Annotated in this window: 12 protein-coding genes and 1 pseudogene; 6 read left to right on the top strand and 7 right to left on the bottom strand. The window is 65.6% G+C overall.

All coding sequences use genetic code 11. The features are described 5' to 3' along the window. Positions 1–35: 35 nt before the first annotated feature. Positions 36–1,626, bottom strand: a pseudogene (locus tag AC06E9_RS02600) (GMC family oxidoreductase). Between the two features lie 199 nt (positions 1,627–1,825). On the opposite strand from AC06E9_RS02600, the gene AC06E9_RS02595 reads away from it, so the two are divergent. After that, on the top strand, positions 1,826–3,160 hold the full coding sequence (locus AC06E9_RS02595; protein ID WP_313219744.1) for an NTP/NDP exchange transporter: 1,335 nt from the start codon (positions 1,826–1,828) through the stop codon (positions 3,158–3,160). Between the two features lie 31 nt (positions 3,161–3,191). Then, positions 3,192–3,548 carry a DUF1304 domain-containing protein gene (locus AC06E9_RS02590; protein WP_121038995.1) on the top strand — a complete coding sequence of 119 codons (357 nt, stop codon included), beginning with the start codon at positions 3,192–3,194 and terminating at the stop codon, positions 3,546–3,548. Between the two features lie 85 nt (positions 3,549–3,633). Here the strand turns inward: AC06E9_RS02590 and AC06E9_RS02585 are convergent, their stop codons facing one another. The 3 genes from AC06E9_RS02585 to AC06E9_RS02575 all read right to left on the bottom strand — a co-directional run bounded on the left by AC06E9_RS02585 (position 3,634) and on the right by AC06E9_RS02575 (position 7,563). Further along, positions 3,634–4,104 carry a hotdog fold domain-containing protein gene (locus AC06E9_RS02585; RefSeq protein WP_152151947.1) on the bottom strand — a complete coding sequence of 157 codons (471 nt, stop codon included), beginning with the start codon at positions 4,102–4,104 and terminating at the stop codon, positions 3,634–3,636. 64 nt (positions 4,105–4,168) lie between these two features. Continuing rightward, positions 4,169–6,646: an acyl-CoA dehydrogenase gene (locus AC06E9_RS02580; RefSeq protein ID WP_121038989.1), complete on the bottom strand. Its 2,478-nt coding sequence runs from the start codon at positions 6,644–6,646 to the stop codon at positions 4,169–4,171. After that, positions 6,643–7,563, bottom strand: a complete 921-nt coding sequence (locus AC06E9_RS02575; RefSeq protein WP_121038986.1) for an alpha/beta fold hydrolase — start codon at positions 7,561–7,563, stop codon at positions 6,643–6,645. Before AC06E9_RS02575 ends, AC06E9_RS02580 begins: the two co-directional genes overlap by 4 nt. Before the next feature lie 139 nt (positions 7,564–7,702). On the opposite strand from AC06E9_RS02575, the gene AC06E9_RS02570 reads away from it, so the two are divergent. Next, the gene (locus AC06E9_RS02570; protein WP_019185113.1) at positions 7,703–8,305 is read left to right on the top strand and encodes a TetR/AcrR family transcriptional regulator; all 603 of its coding nucleotides are present in this window, start codon (positions 7,703–7,705) and stop codon (positions 8,303–8,305) included. 140 nt (positions 8,306–8,445) lie between these two features. Here the strand turns inward: AC06E9_RS02570 and AC06E9_RS02565 are convergent, their stop codons facing one another. The 3 genes from AC06E9_RS02565 to hslO form a co-directional block, all read right to left on the bottom strand. Further along, positions 8,446–11,295: a TonB-dependent receptor gene (locus tag AC06E9_RS02565; RefSeq protein WP_121038983.1), complete on the bottom strand. Its 2,850-nt coding sequence runs from the start codon at positions 11,293–11,295 to the stop codon at positions 8,446–8,448. A 351-nt stretch (positions 11,296–11,646) separates the two neighbouring features. Next, complete coding sequence (locus AC06E9_RS02560) at positions 11,647–12,471, bottom strand: XOO1806 family protein (protein ID WP_183073752.1); 825 nt, start codon at positions 12,469–12,471, stop codon at positions 11,647–11,649. A gap of 152 nt (positions 12,472–12,623) precedes the next feature. Beyond that, positions 12,624–13,520 carry an Hsp33 family molecular chaperone HslO gene (gene hslO, locus AC06E9_RS02555; protein ID WP_121038977.1) on the bottom strand — a complete coding sequence of 299 codons (897 nt, stop codon included), beginning with the start codon at positions 13,518–13,520 and terminating at the stop codon, positions 12,624–12,626. 79 nt (positions 13,521–13,599) lie between these two features. Here hslO and mtgA point away from each other — a divergent pair, with 79 nt between their 5' ends. Genes mtgA through AC06E9_RS02540 form a run of 3 tightly spaced genes read left to right on the top strand, consistent with a single transcriptional unit; the run spans position 13,600 to position 15,799 of the window. Further along, entirely contained in the window at positions 13,600–14,349 is a 750-nt protein-coding gene (gene mtgA, locus AC06E9_RS02550) for a monofunctional biosynthetic peptidoglycan transglycosylase (protein WP_152151951.1), read from the top strand. A 39-nt stretch (positions 14,350–14,388) separates the two neighbouring features. Beyond that, the gene (locus AC06E9_RS02545) at positions 14,389–15,408 is read left to right on the top strand and encodes a glycosyltransferase family 2 protein (RefSeq protein WP_152151953.1); all 1,020 of its coding nucleotides are present in this window, start codon (positions 14,389–14,391) and stop codon (positions 15,406–15,408) included. Beyond that, complete coding sequence (locus AC06E9_RS02540; protein ID WP_121038972.1) at positions 15,368–15,799, top strand: CBS domain-containing protein; 432 nt, start codon at positions 15,368–15,370, stop codon at positions 15,797–15,799. The genes AC06E9_RS02545 and AC06E9_RS02540 overlap by 41 nt, the downstream gene beginning before the upstream one ends. Positions 15,800–15,852 lie beyond the last annotated feature (53 nt).

Raw genomic sequence — 15,852 nt, 5'->3', positions numbered from 1 at the left:
ACCCGGGCGGTAAGGGCGGTCCAGCGCACCCCTGTTCAGGCAGTTGCAGCGGTCCGGATCCAATGAGCGGCACGCTCAGCGATCATCAGGGTCGGGGCGTTGGTGTTCCCGCTGACCAGGCGCGGCATCACCGAGGCATCCACCACCCGCAGCCGTTCGGTGCCGTGCACGCGCAGGGTGCCCGGATCGACCACCGCCTCGGCATGCTGCCCCATCGCGCAGGTCCCGACCGGGTGGTAGATGGTCTCGGCCTTGGCCCGGATGAAGGCTTCCAGTGCCGCCTCGTCCAGCGCGTTGTGCGGGGGGAACACCGGCGCGCCGCGCCAGCGGTCAAACGCAGGCTGCTGCAGGATCTCGCGCGACAGCCGGGCGCATTCAAGCATGCTCTTCAGATCGTGGCCCGCGGGGTCACCCAGGTAGTTGGCGTGGATGCGCGGCGGCGAGCGCGCATCGGCATCACGCAGGCGCAATTGCCCGCGGCTGCGTGGGTGCAGCGGGCAGGCATGCAGGGTATAGCCATCGCCGGCAGCCGGTGGCGGCCGTGGTTGTCCAGCATTGCCGGGACGAAATGGAACTGGATGTCGGCGCGCGCATCGGTGGCCAGCGACGAGCGGGCGAAGCCGCCGGCCTCGGCCAGGTTGCTGGTGCCGGCACCACGGTGGCCGCGCAGGAAGTAGTCGAAGGCGATGCGCAGCTCGTTGCTGCGGTCGTAGCTGACGCCCGGTGTGGTGTGCACGACGGTGCAGATGTCCAGGTGGTCCTGCAGGTTGCGGCCGACACCGGGCAGATCCACGCGCGGGGTGATGCCGTGGCAGCGCAACGTGTCCGCCTCGCCGATGCCGGAGAGCATCAGCAGGTGGGGGAATGGAGCGCGCCGGCGCTGAGGATCACCTCCGCGCCCGCGCGTGCGTGGAGGTGGTGCGCGCCACGCCGATAGTGCACGCCGGTCGCCGTCGTGCCCTCGAAGCTCAGCGCGGTCGCCTGCGCGCCGGTGAGCACCGTCAGGTTGCGCCGGTGGCGTGCCGGGCGCAGGTAGGCGTCCGCACTTGAACACCGTGCGCCGTCGCGCTGGGTGACCTGGTACAGCCCTACGCCGAGCTGCTGGTCACCGTTGAAGTCTGCATTGTGGGGATGGCCGGCTTCCTGCGCGGCGGCGATGAACGCGGCCGAGAGGGGGTTGTGGTGGCGCAGGTCGGACACCGACAGCGGTCCTGCGGCGCCGTGCAGCGCGCTGGCGCCGCGGCTGTTGCGCTCGCTGTGCAGGAACCAGGGCAGCACCTGGTCCCAGCCCCAGCCGATGGCGCCACCCGCTTCCCAGCCGTCGTAGTCGGCGGGGACGCCGCGGATGTAGCACATCGCATTGATCGAGCTGGAGCCGCCCAGCACCTTGCCGCGCGGCCACCACAGACGACGGCCATCCAGGGCAGGCTCCGGCTCGGTCTCCAGGTTCCAGTTGATGCGACGATTGTTGACCAGCCGCGCCAACCCGGCCGGCATGTGGATGAAGGGGTTGCTATCGCGCGGGCCGGCTTCCAGCAGCAGCACCCGGCAGGCCGGGTCTTCGCTGAGCCGGTGGGCCAGCACGCAGCCGGCAGAGCCGGCACCAATGACGATGTAGTCGTACATGCCGCTCCTTGCCGGGTGCGCACCGAGCATAAGACAGGTTGGGGCAGGCAGGGGCTGAGTGGTGAGCCACGCAGCGTTGCACCGATGGGCGTGCCGGAGGCTGGCGATGTTGCGGTGCATCGTTTACCTTGCGCGCTTCGATGCCCGGAGTTTCCACGATGCCGCCGTTGTCTCGCCGCCCAAGCCGGGAGTGGGTGCGATGAGTGCTGCCGCAGCAGCACCGGTGCAATCGGGCCTGCGCGGGGCGCTGCGGCAGTCGCCGCCCCTGATCTGGGCATGCCTGTACTTCTTCTGCCTCTTGAGCGGCTATTACGTGCTGCGTCCGGTGCGCGAGGCAATGGCTGCCTCGGCCGACGCTAGGGCGGTGTTCCCGCCGGTACTGATCGACTGGTTCAGCGCGCATGGCATTGCGGTGCAGGACTTCGTGCTGCAGTTCCTGTTCACCGGGGTGTTCTTCATCATGCTGGTGCTGCAGCCGCTGTACGGCGCGGTGGTCAGCCGCTATGCGCGGAGGGTATTCCTGCCCGCGGTGTATGTCTTCTTCATCGTCTCCCTGCTGGGCTTCTACCTGCTGTTCGACAGTGGCGTGCCAGGGCGTGGCATGGCGTTCTTCTTCTGGGCCGCAGTGTTCAACCTCTTTGCAGTGGCGGTGTTCTGGAGCTTCATGGCCGACGTGTTCTCGAACGCTCAGGCGCGCGAGGTGTACGGCTACATCGGCGCGGCGGGCACTCTCGGTGCGTTCCTGGGGCCGATCATCACTGCGGCGCTGGTGGAGCGGGTGGGCATTGCCAACCTGATGCTGGTCTCGGCCGGCTTTCTGAGTGCCTGCCTGGTCTGCATCTGGCGGCTGCGGTTGTGGGCGGTGGCCCGGGAGCAGGAGCAGCAGTTGGTGTCGGGTGAAACCCCGATGGGCGGCAGCGTGCTCGACGGCCTGAAGCTGATCGTGCGTGAGCCGCTGTTGCGCTGGCTGGCCGTGCTGGTGCTGTTCGGCGTGGGCGTAGGCACGATGCTCTACAACGAGCAGGCCTCGATTGTGCGCCGCCTGTACCCCGATGCAGCGGCAAGCACGGCGTTCTTTTCACGCGTGGACCTGGCGGTGAACACGCTGACCCTGATCATCCAGCTTGGCTTCACGCGCTGGTTGCTGTCGCGGTATGGGATCGCCCCGGCGCTGTTGATTCCCGGCGTTGCGATCATCATCGGCTTCTCGATCCTGGCGGCCTCGCCGTTGCCGCTGATGGTGGCGATGGTGCAGGTGATGACCCGCGCCAGCGAGTTCTCACTGGCCAAGCCGGCGCGCGAGACGATCTACACCCGTGTGGACCGCCAGTGGCGCTACAAGGCCGGCGCGGCGATCGACACCGTGGTCTACCGCGGTGGCGATCTGACCTTCGCCTGGGTGCACAAGGGGCTGTCCCTGTTTGGTTCGCACATTGTGTTCGTCGGTGGGCTGGTCGTGGCCGGGGCGATGACCGTCGCAGCATTGGGCCTTCTGCGCGAGGAAAAGAAGCTGCCGGGCGAGCGCCCGGAGTAAGCTCTCTGCAGTCTTCCAGGAACCTGAGCCCATGTATTGGATCGCGCTGTCGTTGACCCTGTTGGTCGCCCTGCTGCACGTGTATTTCCTGGTCCTGGAAATGTTCCTGTGGACCAAGCCGCTGGGCCTGAAGACCTTCCGCAATACGCCGGAAAAGGCGCAGGCCACGCGGGTGCTGGCGGCCAATCAAGGGCTGTACAACGGCTTCCTTGCCGCCGGCCTGTTCTGGGGCCTGTTCGATCACCTGCCGATGCTGGTCAACTTCATGCTGGGCTGCGTGATCGTGGCCGGCTGCTATGGCGCGTACAGCGTGAACAAGCGGATCTTCTTCATCCAGGCTGTGCCGGCGATCCTGGCCGTGGCCGCGTGGTGGATGGTGCCGGCCTGACAGGCGCCAGCCACGCATGGCGTGGCGCTACCCTGCGACAGACGGATCGGATGTAGAGCCACCCCATGGGTGGCTGCGCCAACGATCAACGTTTGACCGGCGACACCCACATCGCGATCCGGGCCTCGAACACGGCCGTGCCGGCGTCATCGCGCACCTGCACCTTCACCGGCAGCGCGTAGCCGGTCTCGGCCGCCACGATCGGCTGCTCCGGCGTGGCCACGGCATGCTGCGTGCCGGTCGCCTTGGCGAGGTACTGCACCTCCATGCCCTTCGGGATCCAGCGCATGCCCTTGGGCAGCGAGGCATCCACCATCAGCCCGGCGGTGAGTTCGGCCAGGTTGCACAGCGCGATCGCGTGCACTGTGCCGATGTGGTTGGTGACCTTGCGCCGGTGCGCGATGCGGCCTTCGCAGCGGCCCGGCTCGAGCAGCGTGATGCGCGGGGCGATGCTGGCGAAGTAGGGCGCCTTGACGCACACCGCGCGCGAGAACAGCCAGGTGCCGGCAGGCCAGCGCTGCATGCGGCGGTAGAGCGTGAGCAGTGGAGCGGACATCGGGGGTCTCCCTAAAGAAACGGCGGACCGAAGTCCGCCGTTGTCGTTTACATGGTGGCCGTGATCACGCGGCCTGCGACTGCGCGTCCTTCTGCTGGCGCTTGTAGTAGCCCGCCGAGCGCAGTTCCTCCGGATCGAAGTCGTCCACGGTGATCGTTTCCAGGGTGAGCGTGCGCAGCTCTTCGAGCAGGGTGCGCTCGTCCTGGGTGATCACGCCTTCGGCCACGGCTTCGTCCAGCTGGGTAACGAAGTCCAGCGCTTCGATGCCCTTGGTCTTGAGTGCCTTGATGAACTTGCGCTCCACCGGCTCGGCCATGATCGCCTTGGACAGGTAGCTGTTGATGCGGCCACCCGGGTTGTTCTCGCACGGGGTCAGGAACACGCCATTGGCCAGACGGTCGCGGGCTTCGTTGGGTGCCATCAGCAGTGCGGCCACGCGGTGGCCCAGGCGGTCGCCCGGGGCCTCGGCACGGCGGCCGAACGGGAAGATCAGCGCCCACATCAGCCAGCCGATCGGACGCACCGGGAAGTTGCGCAGCGCGGCCGACAGCGACTCTTCGATCTTGTGCACGCTGTCATGGAAGGCCCAGGCCAGCAACGGCTGGTCGGCGGCCGGGGCGCCTTCGTCGTGGTAACGCTTGAGCATGGCGCTGGTCATGTAGATGTGGCTCAGCACATCGCCCAGGCGGCCGGACAGCGATTCCTTGAACTTCAGCTTGCCGCCCAGCGTCATCATCGAGATGTCGGCCATCAGCGCCAGGTTGGCCGAGTAACGGTCCAGCTTGCGGAAGTAGCGGCGGGTGTAGGCATCGCCCGGGGCGGCACCGAAACGGGCACCGGTGAGGCCGAACCAGAACGAACGCACGGCGTTGGAGATGCCGTAGCGGATGTGGCCGAACAGGCTGCGGTCGAATTCCTGCAGGCCGGCACGGGTGTCCGGATCCTGCGCGGCCTTCATTTCCTTCAGCACCCACGGGTGGCACAGGATCGCACCCTGGCCGAAGATCAGCAGGCTGCGGGTCATGATGTTGGCACCCTCGACCGTGATCGCGATCGGCGCGGCCTGCCAACTGCGGCCGGCGAAGTTGCGCGGCCCCAGGATGATGCCCTTGCCGCCGATCACATCCATCACGTCCGAGATCACTTCACGGCTCATGGTGGTGCAGTGGTACTTGGCGATGGCCGATGGCACCGACGGCACGTCGCCGCGGTCCACCGCAGCGGCCGTTGCCTGGCACAGCGCGCTGATCGCGTAGGCCTTGCCACCGATGCGGGCCAGCGCTTCTTCCACGCCCTCGAAGCGGCCGACCGACAGGCCGAACTGCTTGCGGATGCGCGCGTAGGCACCGGTCACCACGGCGCCGGCCTTGGCACCGCCACTGGCGGTGGAGGGCAGGGTGATCGAGCGGCCCACGGCCAGACACTCGTTGAGCATGTTCCAGCCCTTGCCGGCCTTCTCGGCGCCGCCGATCAGCTGGGTCAGCGGGATGAACACATCCTTGCCGCGGATCGGGCCGTTCTGGAAGGTCGAGTTGAGCGGGAAGTGGCGGCGGCCGATTTCCACGCCGGCGGTGTCACGCGGCAGCAGCGCCAGGGTGATGCCGATGTCGCGGGTGGTGCCGATCAGGCCATCCGGGTCGTACATGCGGAAGGCCAGGCCGATCAGCGTGGCTACCGGCGCCAGGGTGATGTAACGCTTGTCGAAGGTGAGCTTGACGCCGAGCACCTGCTCGCCGTTCCACTCGCCCTTGCAGACGATGCCGTAATCGGGAATCGAGGTGGCGTCCGAGCCGGCGAACGGACCGGTCAGGCCGAAGCAGGGCACTTCACGGCCATCGGCCAGGCGCGGCAGGTACTGGTCTTTCTGTTCCTGGGTGCCGTAATGGTTGAGCAGTTCACCCGGGCCCAGCGAGTTGGGCACGCCGACGGTGGAGCTGACCACGCTCGACACCGAGGCCAGCTTCTGGATCACCTTGTGGTGGGCCAGCGCGCTGAAGCCCAGGCCGCCGTATTCCTTCGGAATGATCATGCCGAAGAACTTGTTCTTCTTGATGAAGCTCCACAGCTCTGGCGGCAGGTCGGCGTAGACGTGGGTGATTTCCCAGTCGTTGACCATTTTGCAGAGCTCTTCGACCGGGCCGTCCAGGAACGCCTGTTCCTCCGCAGTGAGCTGCGGCTTGGGGTAGTTCAGCAGGATGTTCCAGTCCGGATCGCCGGTGAACAGCTCGCCTTCGAAACCGACCGAGCCGGTTTCCAGCGCGATGCGCTCGGTCTGCGACAGCGGCGGCAGCACCTTGCGGAACACCTTCATCATCGGCGCGGTCAGCAGCGGCTTGCGGATGAAGGGCAGCAGCAGCGGCACGGCGATGACGGCGACGATGGCCGCAGCCACGATCGTGGCGGTCTGGTTGACGTACGGGATGAACCAGCAGGCGGCCAGCAGCACGAGGCTGATGATCGTCCAGGTGATCAGGCGCATCCGGTGGTAGGCGACGAACGCACCTGCCAACAGGACGACGAGGAAGGGAACGACAATGCTCATGAGCGTGCTCCGGTGACGTGCTCGGTAATGGCGGACGATGCGACGGCGGAGGCCGAGGGCAATACGTCCAGATAGTCCAACACAGTAGCGGTAAAGGCGTTGTTGTCATCACCGGCGACCATATGCGTGGCCTCCGGCAGCTGCACGTGGCGTGCATGTGGCACCAACGCAAGGAACTCGGCCACCGTCTGCGGGGTGACCAGGGTGCTGCGGCCGCCGCTCACCAGCAGCAAGGGACATTTCACCTGGCGCGCCGCCTCGGCGAGCGCGTCCTGGTGGTGTTCACTGTCACGGGCCAGCTCGGCGACCAGACGCGGGTCCCAATGCCAGCGCCAGCGGCCGTGACCGTCCTCGCGCAGCAACGCGCGCAGGGAATCGTCCGACTTGCGCGGGCGGTGCGGCACGTAGGCGGAGATCACATCGGCCGCCTGCGACAGCGAGGCGAAGCCGTCCGGGTGCGCGGTCATGAACATCAGGATCTTTTCGACGCCGGCGGTATCCCAGCGCGGGGTGATGTCCACCAGCACCATCGCCGAGAACAGGCCCGGCCAGCGCGACTCGGCGAGCAGGCCGAACAGGCCGCCCATCGAGGCGGCGATCAGGATCGGCGGCTGCGCCTGCTCGCCGGCCAGCACGATCAGATCATCGGCGAACTGTTCGCCGTGGTAAGGGCGTTCGGCCGGATTCCAGTCTGAATCGCCATGGCCGCGTGCGTCGTAGGACAGGGTCTGGTAACCGGCGCCGACCAGCGCGGAGGCGGTGGCCTGCCAGGCATGCCGGGTCTGGCCGAAGCCGTGGGCGAACAGCACGGTGCCGCGACGCCCCGGACCCGACCGGGTGGCGGCCAGCACGGCGTTGTGCGCGCCGGTCAGTCGCTCATCGTCAAAACGGGGCAGAGTAGAAGAAGGAGTGACCATACTCGCTAGTATGGACCTGCCCTGTGCGATGTCAATACTTGGGGGTATGGTGGGCACATCCCTTGTGCGGCGAGGCTCCAGGCCCCCATGAGCACATTGACGTACTGCAACCAACCCCGGCGTATGGTTAAATCCACCTATGAATGAACCCGAAGCTTCCGCCGGCGAGCCACGTGCCGGCCGCAACAGCCGCCTCAGTGCTGAAGACTGGGCCCAGGCCGCACTGGATCTGATTGCCGAACAAGGCGTGGGCGCGGTCGCGGTGGAACCGCTGGCGCGGCGCCTGGGTGTCACCAAAGGCAGCTTCTACTGGCACTTCCCCTCGCGCGATGCGTTGCTGCAGGCCGCGCTGGAGCGCTGGGAGCTGTTCGAACAGGAGCAGGTGTTCGGCAGCCTGGCCGACGTGACCGATCCGCGCGTGCGCCTGCGCCAGCTGTTCCAGGTGGTGGCGCATGAGGTGCAGCCGCACATCATCTACAGCGAACTGCTCAAGGCGCTGGACCACCCGATGGTGCGTCCGGTCATCGACCGGGTCTCGCATCGTCGCCTGGAGTATCTGGTCGCCTCGTTCCGCCAGGCGGGGCTGAGCCGGACGGATGCGCAACACCGCGCGCGACTGGCCTACGCGGCCTATGTCGGCTTCCTCCAGCTGTCGCTGCAGCTGCAGCAGCCCAAGCAGGCCCGCGAAGATTTCGAGGCCTATGTGGAGCACGTGATCGAGACGTTGATTCCGCTCGGTTGACCGGCCCGTGACAGGCATGCAGAAGGCCGCGGAAACGCGGCCTTTTCCATGCGTGCCGTTTGCTGGCCACGCGCACCAGCACAAAAAACAACGGCCCCTTTCGGGGCCGTTGCATCAGACGTTGTCGATCAGTGGATCGATCAGAACTTCTGGTTGTACTTCAGGTAGACGAAGCGACCGATGTCGAAGCCGCCGTAGTAGGAGAAGCTGGAATTCGGCTGCGCATACATTGCCGGGCCGACCTTGTTGAACACGTTGTTGGCGCCGACGGAGATGCTGGCGTTCCACGGAGCTGCGTAGGACACCTGCAGGTCGTGGAAGGTCACTGCGCCGGTACGGTTCTGCGGATCGATGTTGCCCTGCGTTTCCGGTGCCGAGAAGTCCGGCAGGTTGCAGCGATCATCGAAGTAGCACGGTTCCTTGGTGCCGGAGAAGTAGCGCAGGCCCCAGTTCACCGACCAGTCATTCAGGCTCCAGCCCAGGTTGAAGTTGGAGCGGATCCGGAAGGTGCTGCCGTAGCCGTTGGCCTGATTCGGCACGGTGTCAGCTTCGTTGGTGGTCTTCGTCTCGTACTTGCTGACGTAGGTGGTGGCCCACTTGGCGCTGACGCGACCGTAGTCGGTGTCCAGAGCATAGTTGACGTCGATATCGAAACCTTCGGTTTCGGTATAGCCGGCATTGCGGTTGCCGTAGACCAGGGTGCCGACGATGTTGCCCAGCGACGGATCACGCTGGAACAGTGCGCAACGCGAGGTGACCTGGTTGACATAGCAGTCGCGCAGGATCGTGTTGGCGCTGTCCGAGACGATGGTGTTGTCGATGCGGATGTTCCACCAGTCGACGCCCACGCTCAGGCCACTGACGTAGCTCGGGCTGTATACGAAACCGACGGTCTTGGACTCCGAACTTTCCGGGGTCAGCAGCGGGTTGGAGCCCGAAACGAACGGCACCGGGCTCTGTGCTGCCGAGCCGACGGTCGGGATGAAGCCCTGCTGCAGCTGACGGTAACCCGGGCCGACGGCGGCCAAGCACTGCGGGCTGCCGCCGACGCTGCCATAGACGCTGTCGCACGGATCGACGAAGCTGGTCACGAAGGTCTGCGAACCGCCGCCGTAGAGGTCACCGATGGTCGGGGCGCGGAAGCCCTCGGCATAGGTGGCCCGGACCAGCAGGTCGTCGATCGGACGCCACTTCAGGCCGAACTTGTTGTTGACCGTGTCACCGAAGGTGTTGAAGTCGGAGTAACGGGTAGCCACGTCCAGCGTCAGTTCCTTGGCGAAGGCAAGGTCGGCCAGGATCGGGATGTTCAGTTCCAGGTAGAACTCGTCGACCGCGTAGGAGCCTTGGGTCGGGCCCGAGGCCAGGTTGGTCGAGTCGCCCGACTGGGCGATGGCATCCGGACGGAAGTTACCATCCTCCTTGCGGTACTCGTAGCCGACCGCGAAGCCCAGGTCGCCGGCCGGCAGCGGGACGATGGTACCCGACAGGTTGGCGAAGTAGTTGTTCGTGGTGGTCTTGCCGGTCGCATGTTCCTCACGATAGAGGTACTTTTGAACGTTCGGATCCGCCAGCGAATTGGCAACCGCGCCGGTGCCGAAGCCCGCGAAGGGATTCCACGGCACGCAGCCCGGGATCGCCGCGGCGGGCGAGGTGCCCGTTGCGGGCGTGTAGCACTCCAGCTGCCCCTGCGCATTGACGCGCGACGGGCCCACCGCATTGCGCACGGCCGGGATGTAGAAGTTGCCGTTGTTGGTGATGTTGACGTTGTTTTCGTTGTACAGGTAGCCGGCATCCCAGTTGAAGTACCGGTCACCAATCTCGAACGCGCCTTCCAGCGACGCGGTGAAGCGCCAGGTCGTCATGTCGGTATCGGTGGTACGCGGCACTTCCCAACCACGACGGCGCCAGTTGACGGCCGAAGCGCCACCGGTCGGGTTGAAGGCGCTCAGCGCCGACATCGGGGTGTTCACGCCGGCGGCCTGCGACTGCAGCGGGTAGCCTGCGATCTGACGGTTCGACTCACGCTTGGTGTAGGACAGGTCGCTGGTGAAGCGGACGTTGTCGGTGATGTCGTAGTTGGTGTTGACGTACAGCGAACGGCGCTCCAGCGGCGTCAGCAGGTGCATCTGCTCCGTCGAACGGCTGCGGTCATCGGCGTTCTGGTCATGGAACTGGCTCGCGCCCAGGGCGGTGCCGCCACGGTTCGGTGCCTGCCAAGCGCCGGTGGTGCCGCGACGCCAGTTACCCCACTGGCCGACGACGGAGTAAGCGCCACCGTCACCGACGCCCGGGTAGGTGTCCAGGCTGAACGGACGATCCTTCGCCCAGACGCCCTCTTCCTTGTGGTACTCGGCACCGACGGTGACCGAACCGCGATCGCCGGAGAAGCCGACCATGAAATCAGCGGTTTCCTTCTTGCCGTCGCCCTGGCTGTACTGGCCGGTGTAGAAGTTGGCTTCAGCACCGTCGAAGTTCTTGCGGGTGATGATGTTGATCACGCCGGCCATGGCATCGGAGCCGTAGATCGACGAGGCGCCGTCCTTCAGGACGTCGATGCGCTCAACAATGACGGTCGGGATGGTCGAGACGTCCTGGAAGCCGTCCGGCGAAATGCCCAGACGCTTACCGTTGACCAGCACCAGCGTACGCTGCGGGCCCAGGTTGCGCAGATCGATGTACGAACCACCGGCTTCCTGGTTGGAGGTCAGCGGCGAGGCGCGGCTGAACGACGGGCTGCCCGCGGCAGAGATGTTCTGCAGGATGTCCGCGACCGAGCTGAAGCCCTGGTTCTGGATGTCTGCGCGGGTGATGGTCAGGACCGGCTGGGCGGTTTCCACGTCAACCTGGCGGATGCGCGAACCGGTGACCGAGATACGGTCCAGGTTGGTGGTGCCAGTGGTTTCCTGAGCGACGGCGCTGCCGGTGCCGGCAGCGCTGGCGATCAGCGCGAGGACGACGGCGTCGCGCAGTTTGTTGCTGTTGCGGTTCATTGGGCTCTCTCTCCAAGTTGACTTGGGTGCAACGTGTTGGGATGGGCTTCAGCGCGGGGACGAAAGGCGTTCCCAATCCGTGAAGCTGACTCGATAGTAACCACGTGCAACTAAAAATTAAAGAGCCGTTAATGTTCCATGTGATTTAGGTGAAATTCGGCAAAGCCTTTGCGGTGTAAGGCTTTAAGCGATATCTACAGCCTAAACAGTCTCATTTGTTAAGATTTTTGTTAAAAAAAATTCACCCTGAATGGGCCGTGCGCGCCCTTGACAGGCAGCCCAAATGAAAAAGGGCGCCTCATGGAGGCGCCCTTTGGATCACGTGTATTGACGGGTCGTCGCAAAGACAGGTCAGAGATCCTGCTCGTACCGCACGTAGGGCACGGTGCCTTCGTCGGTGCTCTCGTTGCGCGGGGCGAACGGATTCTTGCCACGGGTGACCACGTTTTCGGCACCGACGGTGAGCTGGCCGCTCCACGGGGTGCGCCAGGTCAGGCCGACGCCCAGGCCTTCCCACTTCCCGGGCTGGCCGGGTACATCGACCACACGGCCAATGATGTTGCCGCTGAAGTTGCCATAGCCGGCGCCGATGGTGAGGCTTTTGCTGTCCCAGCGGTCGACGATCGCCGGTGAGGCATCCGCGATGGGGACCAGTCGCGCTTTGGCGTAGGTACCACCGATCGAGACGAAGCCCTCACGGCCGATGTTCTTCTGCCCGAAAACAGTCAGATCGTTCTGTTCGGCGCGCAGCGATGGGGATTTGTTGGGGCCAGCCAGCCAGGCGGGTAAAGTGTCGCGGCCGCTGCCGGCGGTGATGCCCACACGGCCACCGGGGCGGTTGAACGCGGCGGTCCCACTGACGCGGCGGCTGAGCGTGTTGTCCTCCTCATCGCCCAGCGTCGCCAGCATGCAGTGACTGGCCAATCCGCTGATGCTGGTGCCGCGGCTGCTGTTGCACAGCAGCCCCAGAGAGTCACCCGAGGACAGGCCGAAGGCCGCATCCAGCGAGCTGCGCCCGAAGTGCCAACGGGCACCAACGGCCTGTTCGCCGGTCGGCTCCAGGTAGAGCAGCGCCTCGACCTTGCCGCTGCCCTTGTTCCAGACCGGCAGCACGGTGCCGTCCTGCTTGCCCTTGGCCTGCGCATGCGCGCCCGAGATCGCGCCTAGGGCGATCATCAGGGCCAGCGGTAGACGCAGAAGGGAATGCATGGGAACTCTCAGACAAGCGCGGTGAACACAAGTTCCCGCCGAAGCGGGAGATTGATCCTAGGGCGTTTATGATTTCTTAACAAGTCTTGGTTCTCCCCAGAACAAAACTCGTAGCAAAATTACTGAAGCCGTTCAGGTGCCGGCGAAGATACGTCCATCTCGCGGAACAGTATGTCGAATTCCGTCAAGGGAAAGTGATACTCCTGCCCGCAGAATTCGCAACGCACTTCGACCGCGCCCGTAGGCTCGGCGGCGGCCCGGGCCTCCTCTTCGCCAATGGACTGCAGCATGCCTTCGACCCGCTCGCGCGAGCACGAACAGGCAAAGCGCAGGGCCTTGTCGCCGAGCAGTTCCGGCGTCTCTTCATGGAACAGGCGGTGCAGCAGGTCATGGCCCGGCACCTCCAGCAGTTCCTGCTTGCCCAGGGTCTCGAACAGCGCGCTGGCACGCGACCAGCCGTCCTGATCGCCTTCATCGCCCGGCAGCTTCTGCAGCAGCAGGCCTGCGGCGCGGGTGCCGTCGGCGGCCAGCAGCAGGCGGGTGGGCAGCTGTTCGGACTGGCGGAAATAATCTTCGAAGGCTTCGTCCAGACCGGCTGCGGTCAGACCGACCAGGCTCTGGTAGCGCTGCGGTTCGCGCGGGTCCAAGCCGGGGTTTTCGATGGTGATCGCCAGCAGCGCATCCTCGCCCAGCGCGGTCAGGTCGCGCGGCGCGTCGCCGCCGCCGTCGGCCAGCTGGACGATGCCGCGCAGCGTGCCGGCCGCGGTGCACTCGGCGAACAGGGTGCGCATCGCGGTGTTGCTGCGCAGCTGGATCGACAGGCGGCCATCGACCTTGGTGTGGCCGGTGAACAGCGCCGAGGCCACGCTGGCCTCGCCGAGCAGTTCAGCGGCGCCGGGCGGATAGACCGCGTGCGACAGGATCTCCCGCCAGGTGTCATCAAGGTGCACGTGCACGCCGCGGACGCCGGCATCGGGGAGCAGGAAACGGACAAGGGAGTCGGATTGGGCGGTCATCGGTTCGGTGGCTGCGCGAAAGGAGTGCCGGTTGCCGGATAATGCGCCGACAACCGTGCAAGTAAAGGATGCACCAGTAATGGGGGCAGAGCGCAGCAACCTCAAGGTCGAGCCGGACCTGGAACCGTCACGTCCCCGCCGCCGGCACTGGAAGCGGCTGCTGTGGCTGCCGGTACTGTTTGTCGGCTTCAGCGTGCTGCAGGTGCTGGCCCTGCGTTTCATCGACCCCCCCGTATCCAGCGTGATGCTGTGGCGCTACGGCGAAGCGTTGGGGGAGGGCGATTGGAGCTACCGGCTGCACTACCAGTGGCGCGACCTGGACCAGATGGCGCCGAGCCTGCCGATCTCGCTGGTGGCCGCCGAGGACCAGCGCTTCCCGGAGCACAACGGCTTTGACCTGCAGGCCATCGAGAAGGCGCGCGACCACAACGCACGCGGCGGCCGCCTGCGCGGGGCCAGTACGATCAGCCAGCAGGTCGCCAAGAACCTGTTCCTGTGGCAGGGCCGCAGCTGGATCCGCAAGGGCCTGGAGGTCTGGTACACGGTGTTGATCGAAGCGCTGTGGCCGAAGTCGCGGATCCTGGAGATGTACGCCAACATCGCCGAGTTCGGCGACGGCATCTATGGCGCGCAGGCCGCGTCCCGGCAGTACTGGAACAAGGACGCGTCGCGGCTGAGCCCGGCCGAAAGCGCGCGGCTGGCGGCGGTGCTGCCAGCACCGCGGCGTTACAACGCGGCCCAGCCGGGGCCCTACGTCCAGCGCCGCGCAACATGGATCCAGCGGCAGGCGCGGCAGCTGGGCGGGAGTGGTTACCTCAGCGAAGACTGAGCGTTCATGTACGTGATTGGCGAACGCTACAATCGCCGCATGAACAGCCCACGCCTGACCGTCGTCGTCGCCGCCCACAATGAAGCGCTTGCCTTGCCGATGCTGCACCCACGGCTGCGTGCGGTGCTCGATGGATTGGCGGGCATCGACGGCCGGGTGTTGTATGTGGACGACGGCAGTACCGATACGACATGGGACGTCATGCAGGGATTGGCCGCTGCGGACGGCTGCGTCGGCGTGCTGCGGCTCTCGCGGAATTTCGGCAAGGAAGCGGCGCTCACCGCCGGGCTGGATTTCGTCGACGACGGTGCGGTGATGATTCTCGATGCCGATGGTCAGGATCCGCCGGAACTGATTCCCGAGTTTGTTGCGCTGTGGCAGCAGGGCTATGACAACGTGTACGGCACGCGCCTGGTGCGCGACGGCGAAAGCTGGCTCAAGCGGTCAACAGCCAAGGCGTTCTACCGGGTGATCGGGCGGCTGTCCAAGACACCGATTCCGGCCGATACCGGCGACTTCCGCCTGTTGTCGCCGCGCGCGCTGCAGGCCCTGGGTCAGCTGCGTGAGCGCCACCGGTTCATGAAGGGGCTGTTCGGCTGGGTGGGCTTCCGGCGCAAGGCCCTGCCTTACCATCGCCATGCGCGGCTGGTCGGGGAGAGCAAGTTCGGTTTCTGGCGGCTGTGGAACTTCGCGTTGGAAGGGATCACCGGGTTCTCGACCGCGCCGCTGCGGGTGACCACCTATCTGGGCCTGGCGGCGGCGAGTTTCGCGTTCCTGTTCGCGCTGGTCGTGGTGCTCAAGGCCGCGCTGTACGGCGACCGTGTCGCTGGGTGGCCGACGATGATGGCGGTGATCCTGTTCCTTGGCGGGATACAGCTGATCGCGCTGGGCCTGATCGGTGAATACCTGGGCCGGCTGTACGAAGAATCCAAACAGCGCCCGCTGTACCTGATTGACACCTGGCAGGCCCCGTTCGTGGCAGACTCGGCCCTGCATCCCATCGGTGGAGAGCAGCGAGATGACCACGGTACGACAGCTGTTGGAAGGCAAGTCCCCTGAGGTATTCGCAGTAGCCCCGACGTCGGCGGTGATCGACGCTATCCGGTTGATGGCTGAAAAGGGCATCGGCGCGGTCCTGGTGATGGAAGGCCGGCAACTGGTCGGCATTCTTTCCGAACGCGATTACGCACGCAAGATCGTGCTGCACGAACGCTCGTCACGCACGACCGAAGTCCGCGAGATCATGACCCCCAAGGTGGTGACCGTCGCGCCAGGCGAGCAGGTCGAACACTGCCTGCAACTGGTCACCGATTACCGCATCCGTCACCTTCCGGTGGTCGATGGCAACGGTGTCCTCGGCGTCATCTCGATCGGCGACCTGGTCAAGTCGGTGATCGACGAACAGGCACAGAAACTCGATCAGCTGCAGCAGTACATCGTCGCCGGTTGAGCGTCGATCCATGCTGTCCGGCATGCCGGCCATGCGTCGGCATCCGGCCAGAA

The organism is Stenotrophomonas sp. Steno-Z10-BAI (assembly GCF_056393115.1).
The sequence above is the reverse complement of the archived record's forward strand: the minus strand, read 5'-3'. Positions and strand labels throughout refer to the sequence as shown.

Excerpts from the sequence above, each read along its gene's own strand:
- AC06E9_RS02595 (WP_313219744.1), top strand. The coding sequence starts at position 1,826 with ATGAGTGCTGCCGCAGCAGCACCGGTGCAATCGGGCCTGCGCGGGGCG.
- AC06E9_RS02590 (WP_121038995.1), top strand. The coding sequence starts at position 3,192 with ATGTATTGGATCGCGCTGTCGTTGACCCTGTTGGTCGCCCTGCTGCAC.
- AC06E9_RS02585 (WP_152151947.1), bottom strand. The coding sequence starts at position 4,104 with ATGTCCGCTCCACTGCTCACGCTCTACCGCCGCATGCAGCGCTGGCCT.
- AC06E9_RS02580 (WP_121038989.1), bottom strand. The coding sequence starts at position 6,646 with ATGAGCATTGTCGTTCCCTTCCTCGTCGTCCTGTTGGCAGGTGCGTTC.
- AC06E9_RS02575 (WP_121038986.1), bottom strand. The coding sequence starts at position 7,563 with ATGGTCACTCCTTCTTCTACTCTGCCCCGTTTTGACGATGAGCGACTG.
- AC06E9_RS02570 (WP_019185113.1), top strand. The coding sequence starts at position 7,703 with ATGAATGAACCCGAAGCTTCCGCCGGCGAGCCACGTGCCGGCCGCAAC.
- AC06E9_RS02565 (WP_121038983.1), bottom strand. The coding sequence starts at position 11,295 with ATGAACCGCAACAGCAACAAACTGCGCGACGCCGTCGTCCTCGCGCTG.
- AC06E9_RS02560 (WP_183073752.1), bottom strand. The coding sequence starts at position 12,471 with ATGATCGCCCTAGGCGCGATCTCGGGCGCGCATGCGCAGGCCAAGGGC.
- hslO (WP_121038977.1), bottom strand. The coding sequence starts at position 13,520 with ATGACCGCCCAATCCGACTCCCTTGTCCGTTTCCTGCTCCCCGATGCC.
- mtgA (WP_152151951.1), top strand. The coding sequence starts at position 13,600 with ATGGGGGCAGAGCGCAGCAACCTCAAGGTCGAGCCGGACCTGGAACCG.
- AC06E9_RS02545 (WP_152151953.1), top strand. The coding sequence starts at position 14,389 with ATGAACAGCCCACGCCTGACCGTCGTCGTCGCCGCCCACAATGAAGCG.
- AC06E9_RS02540 (WP_121038972.1), top strand. The coding sequence starts at position 15,368 with ATGACCACGGTACGACAGCTGTTGGAAGGCAAGTCCCCTGAGGTATTC.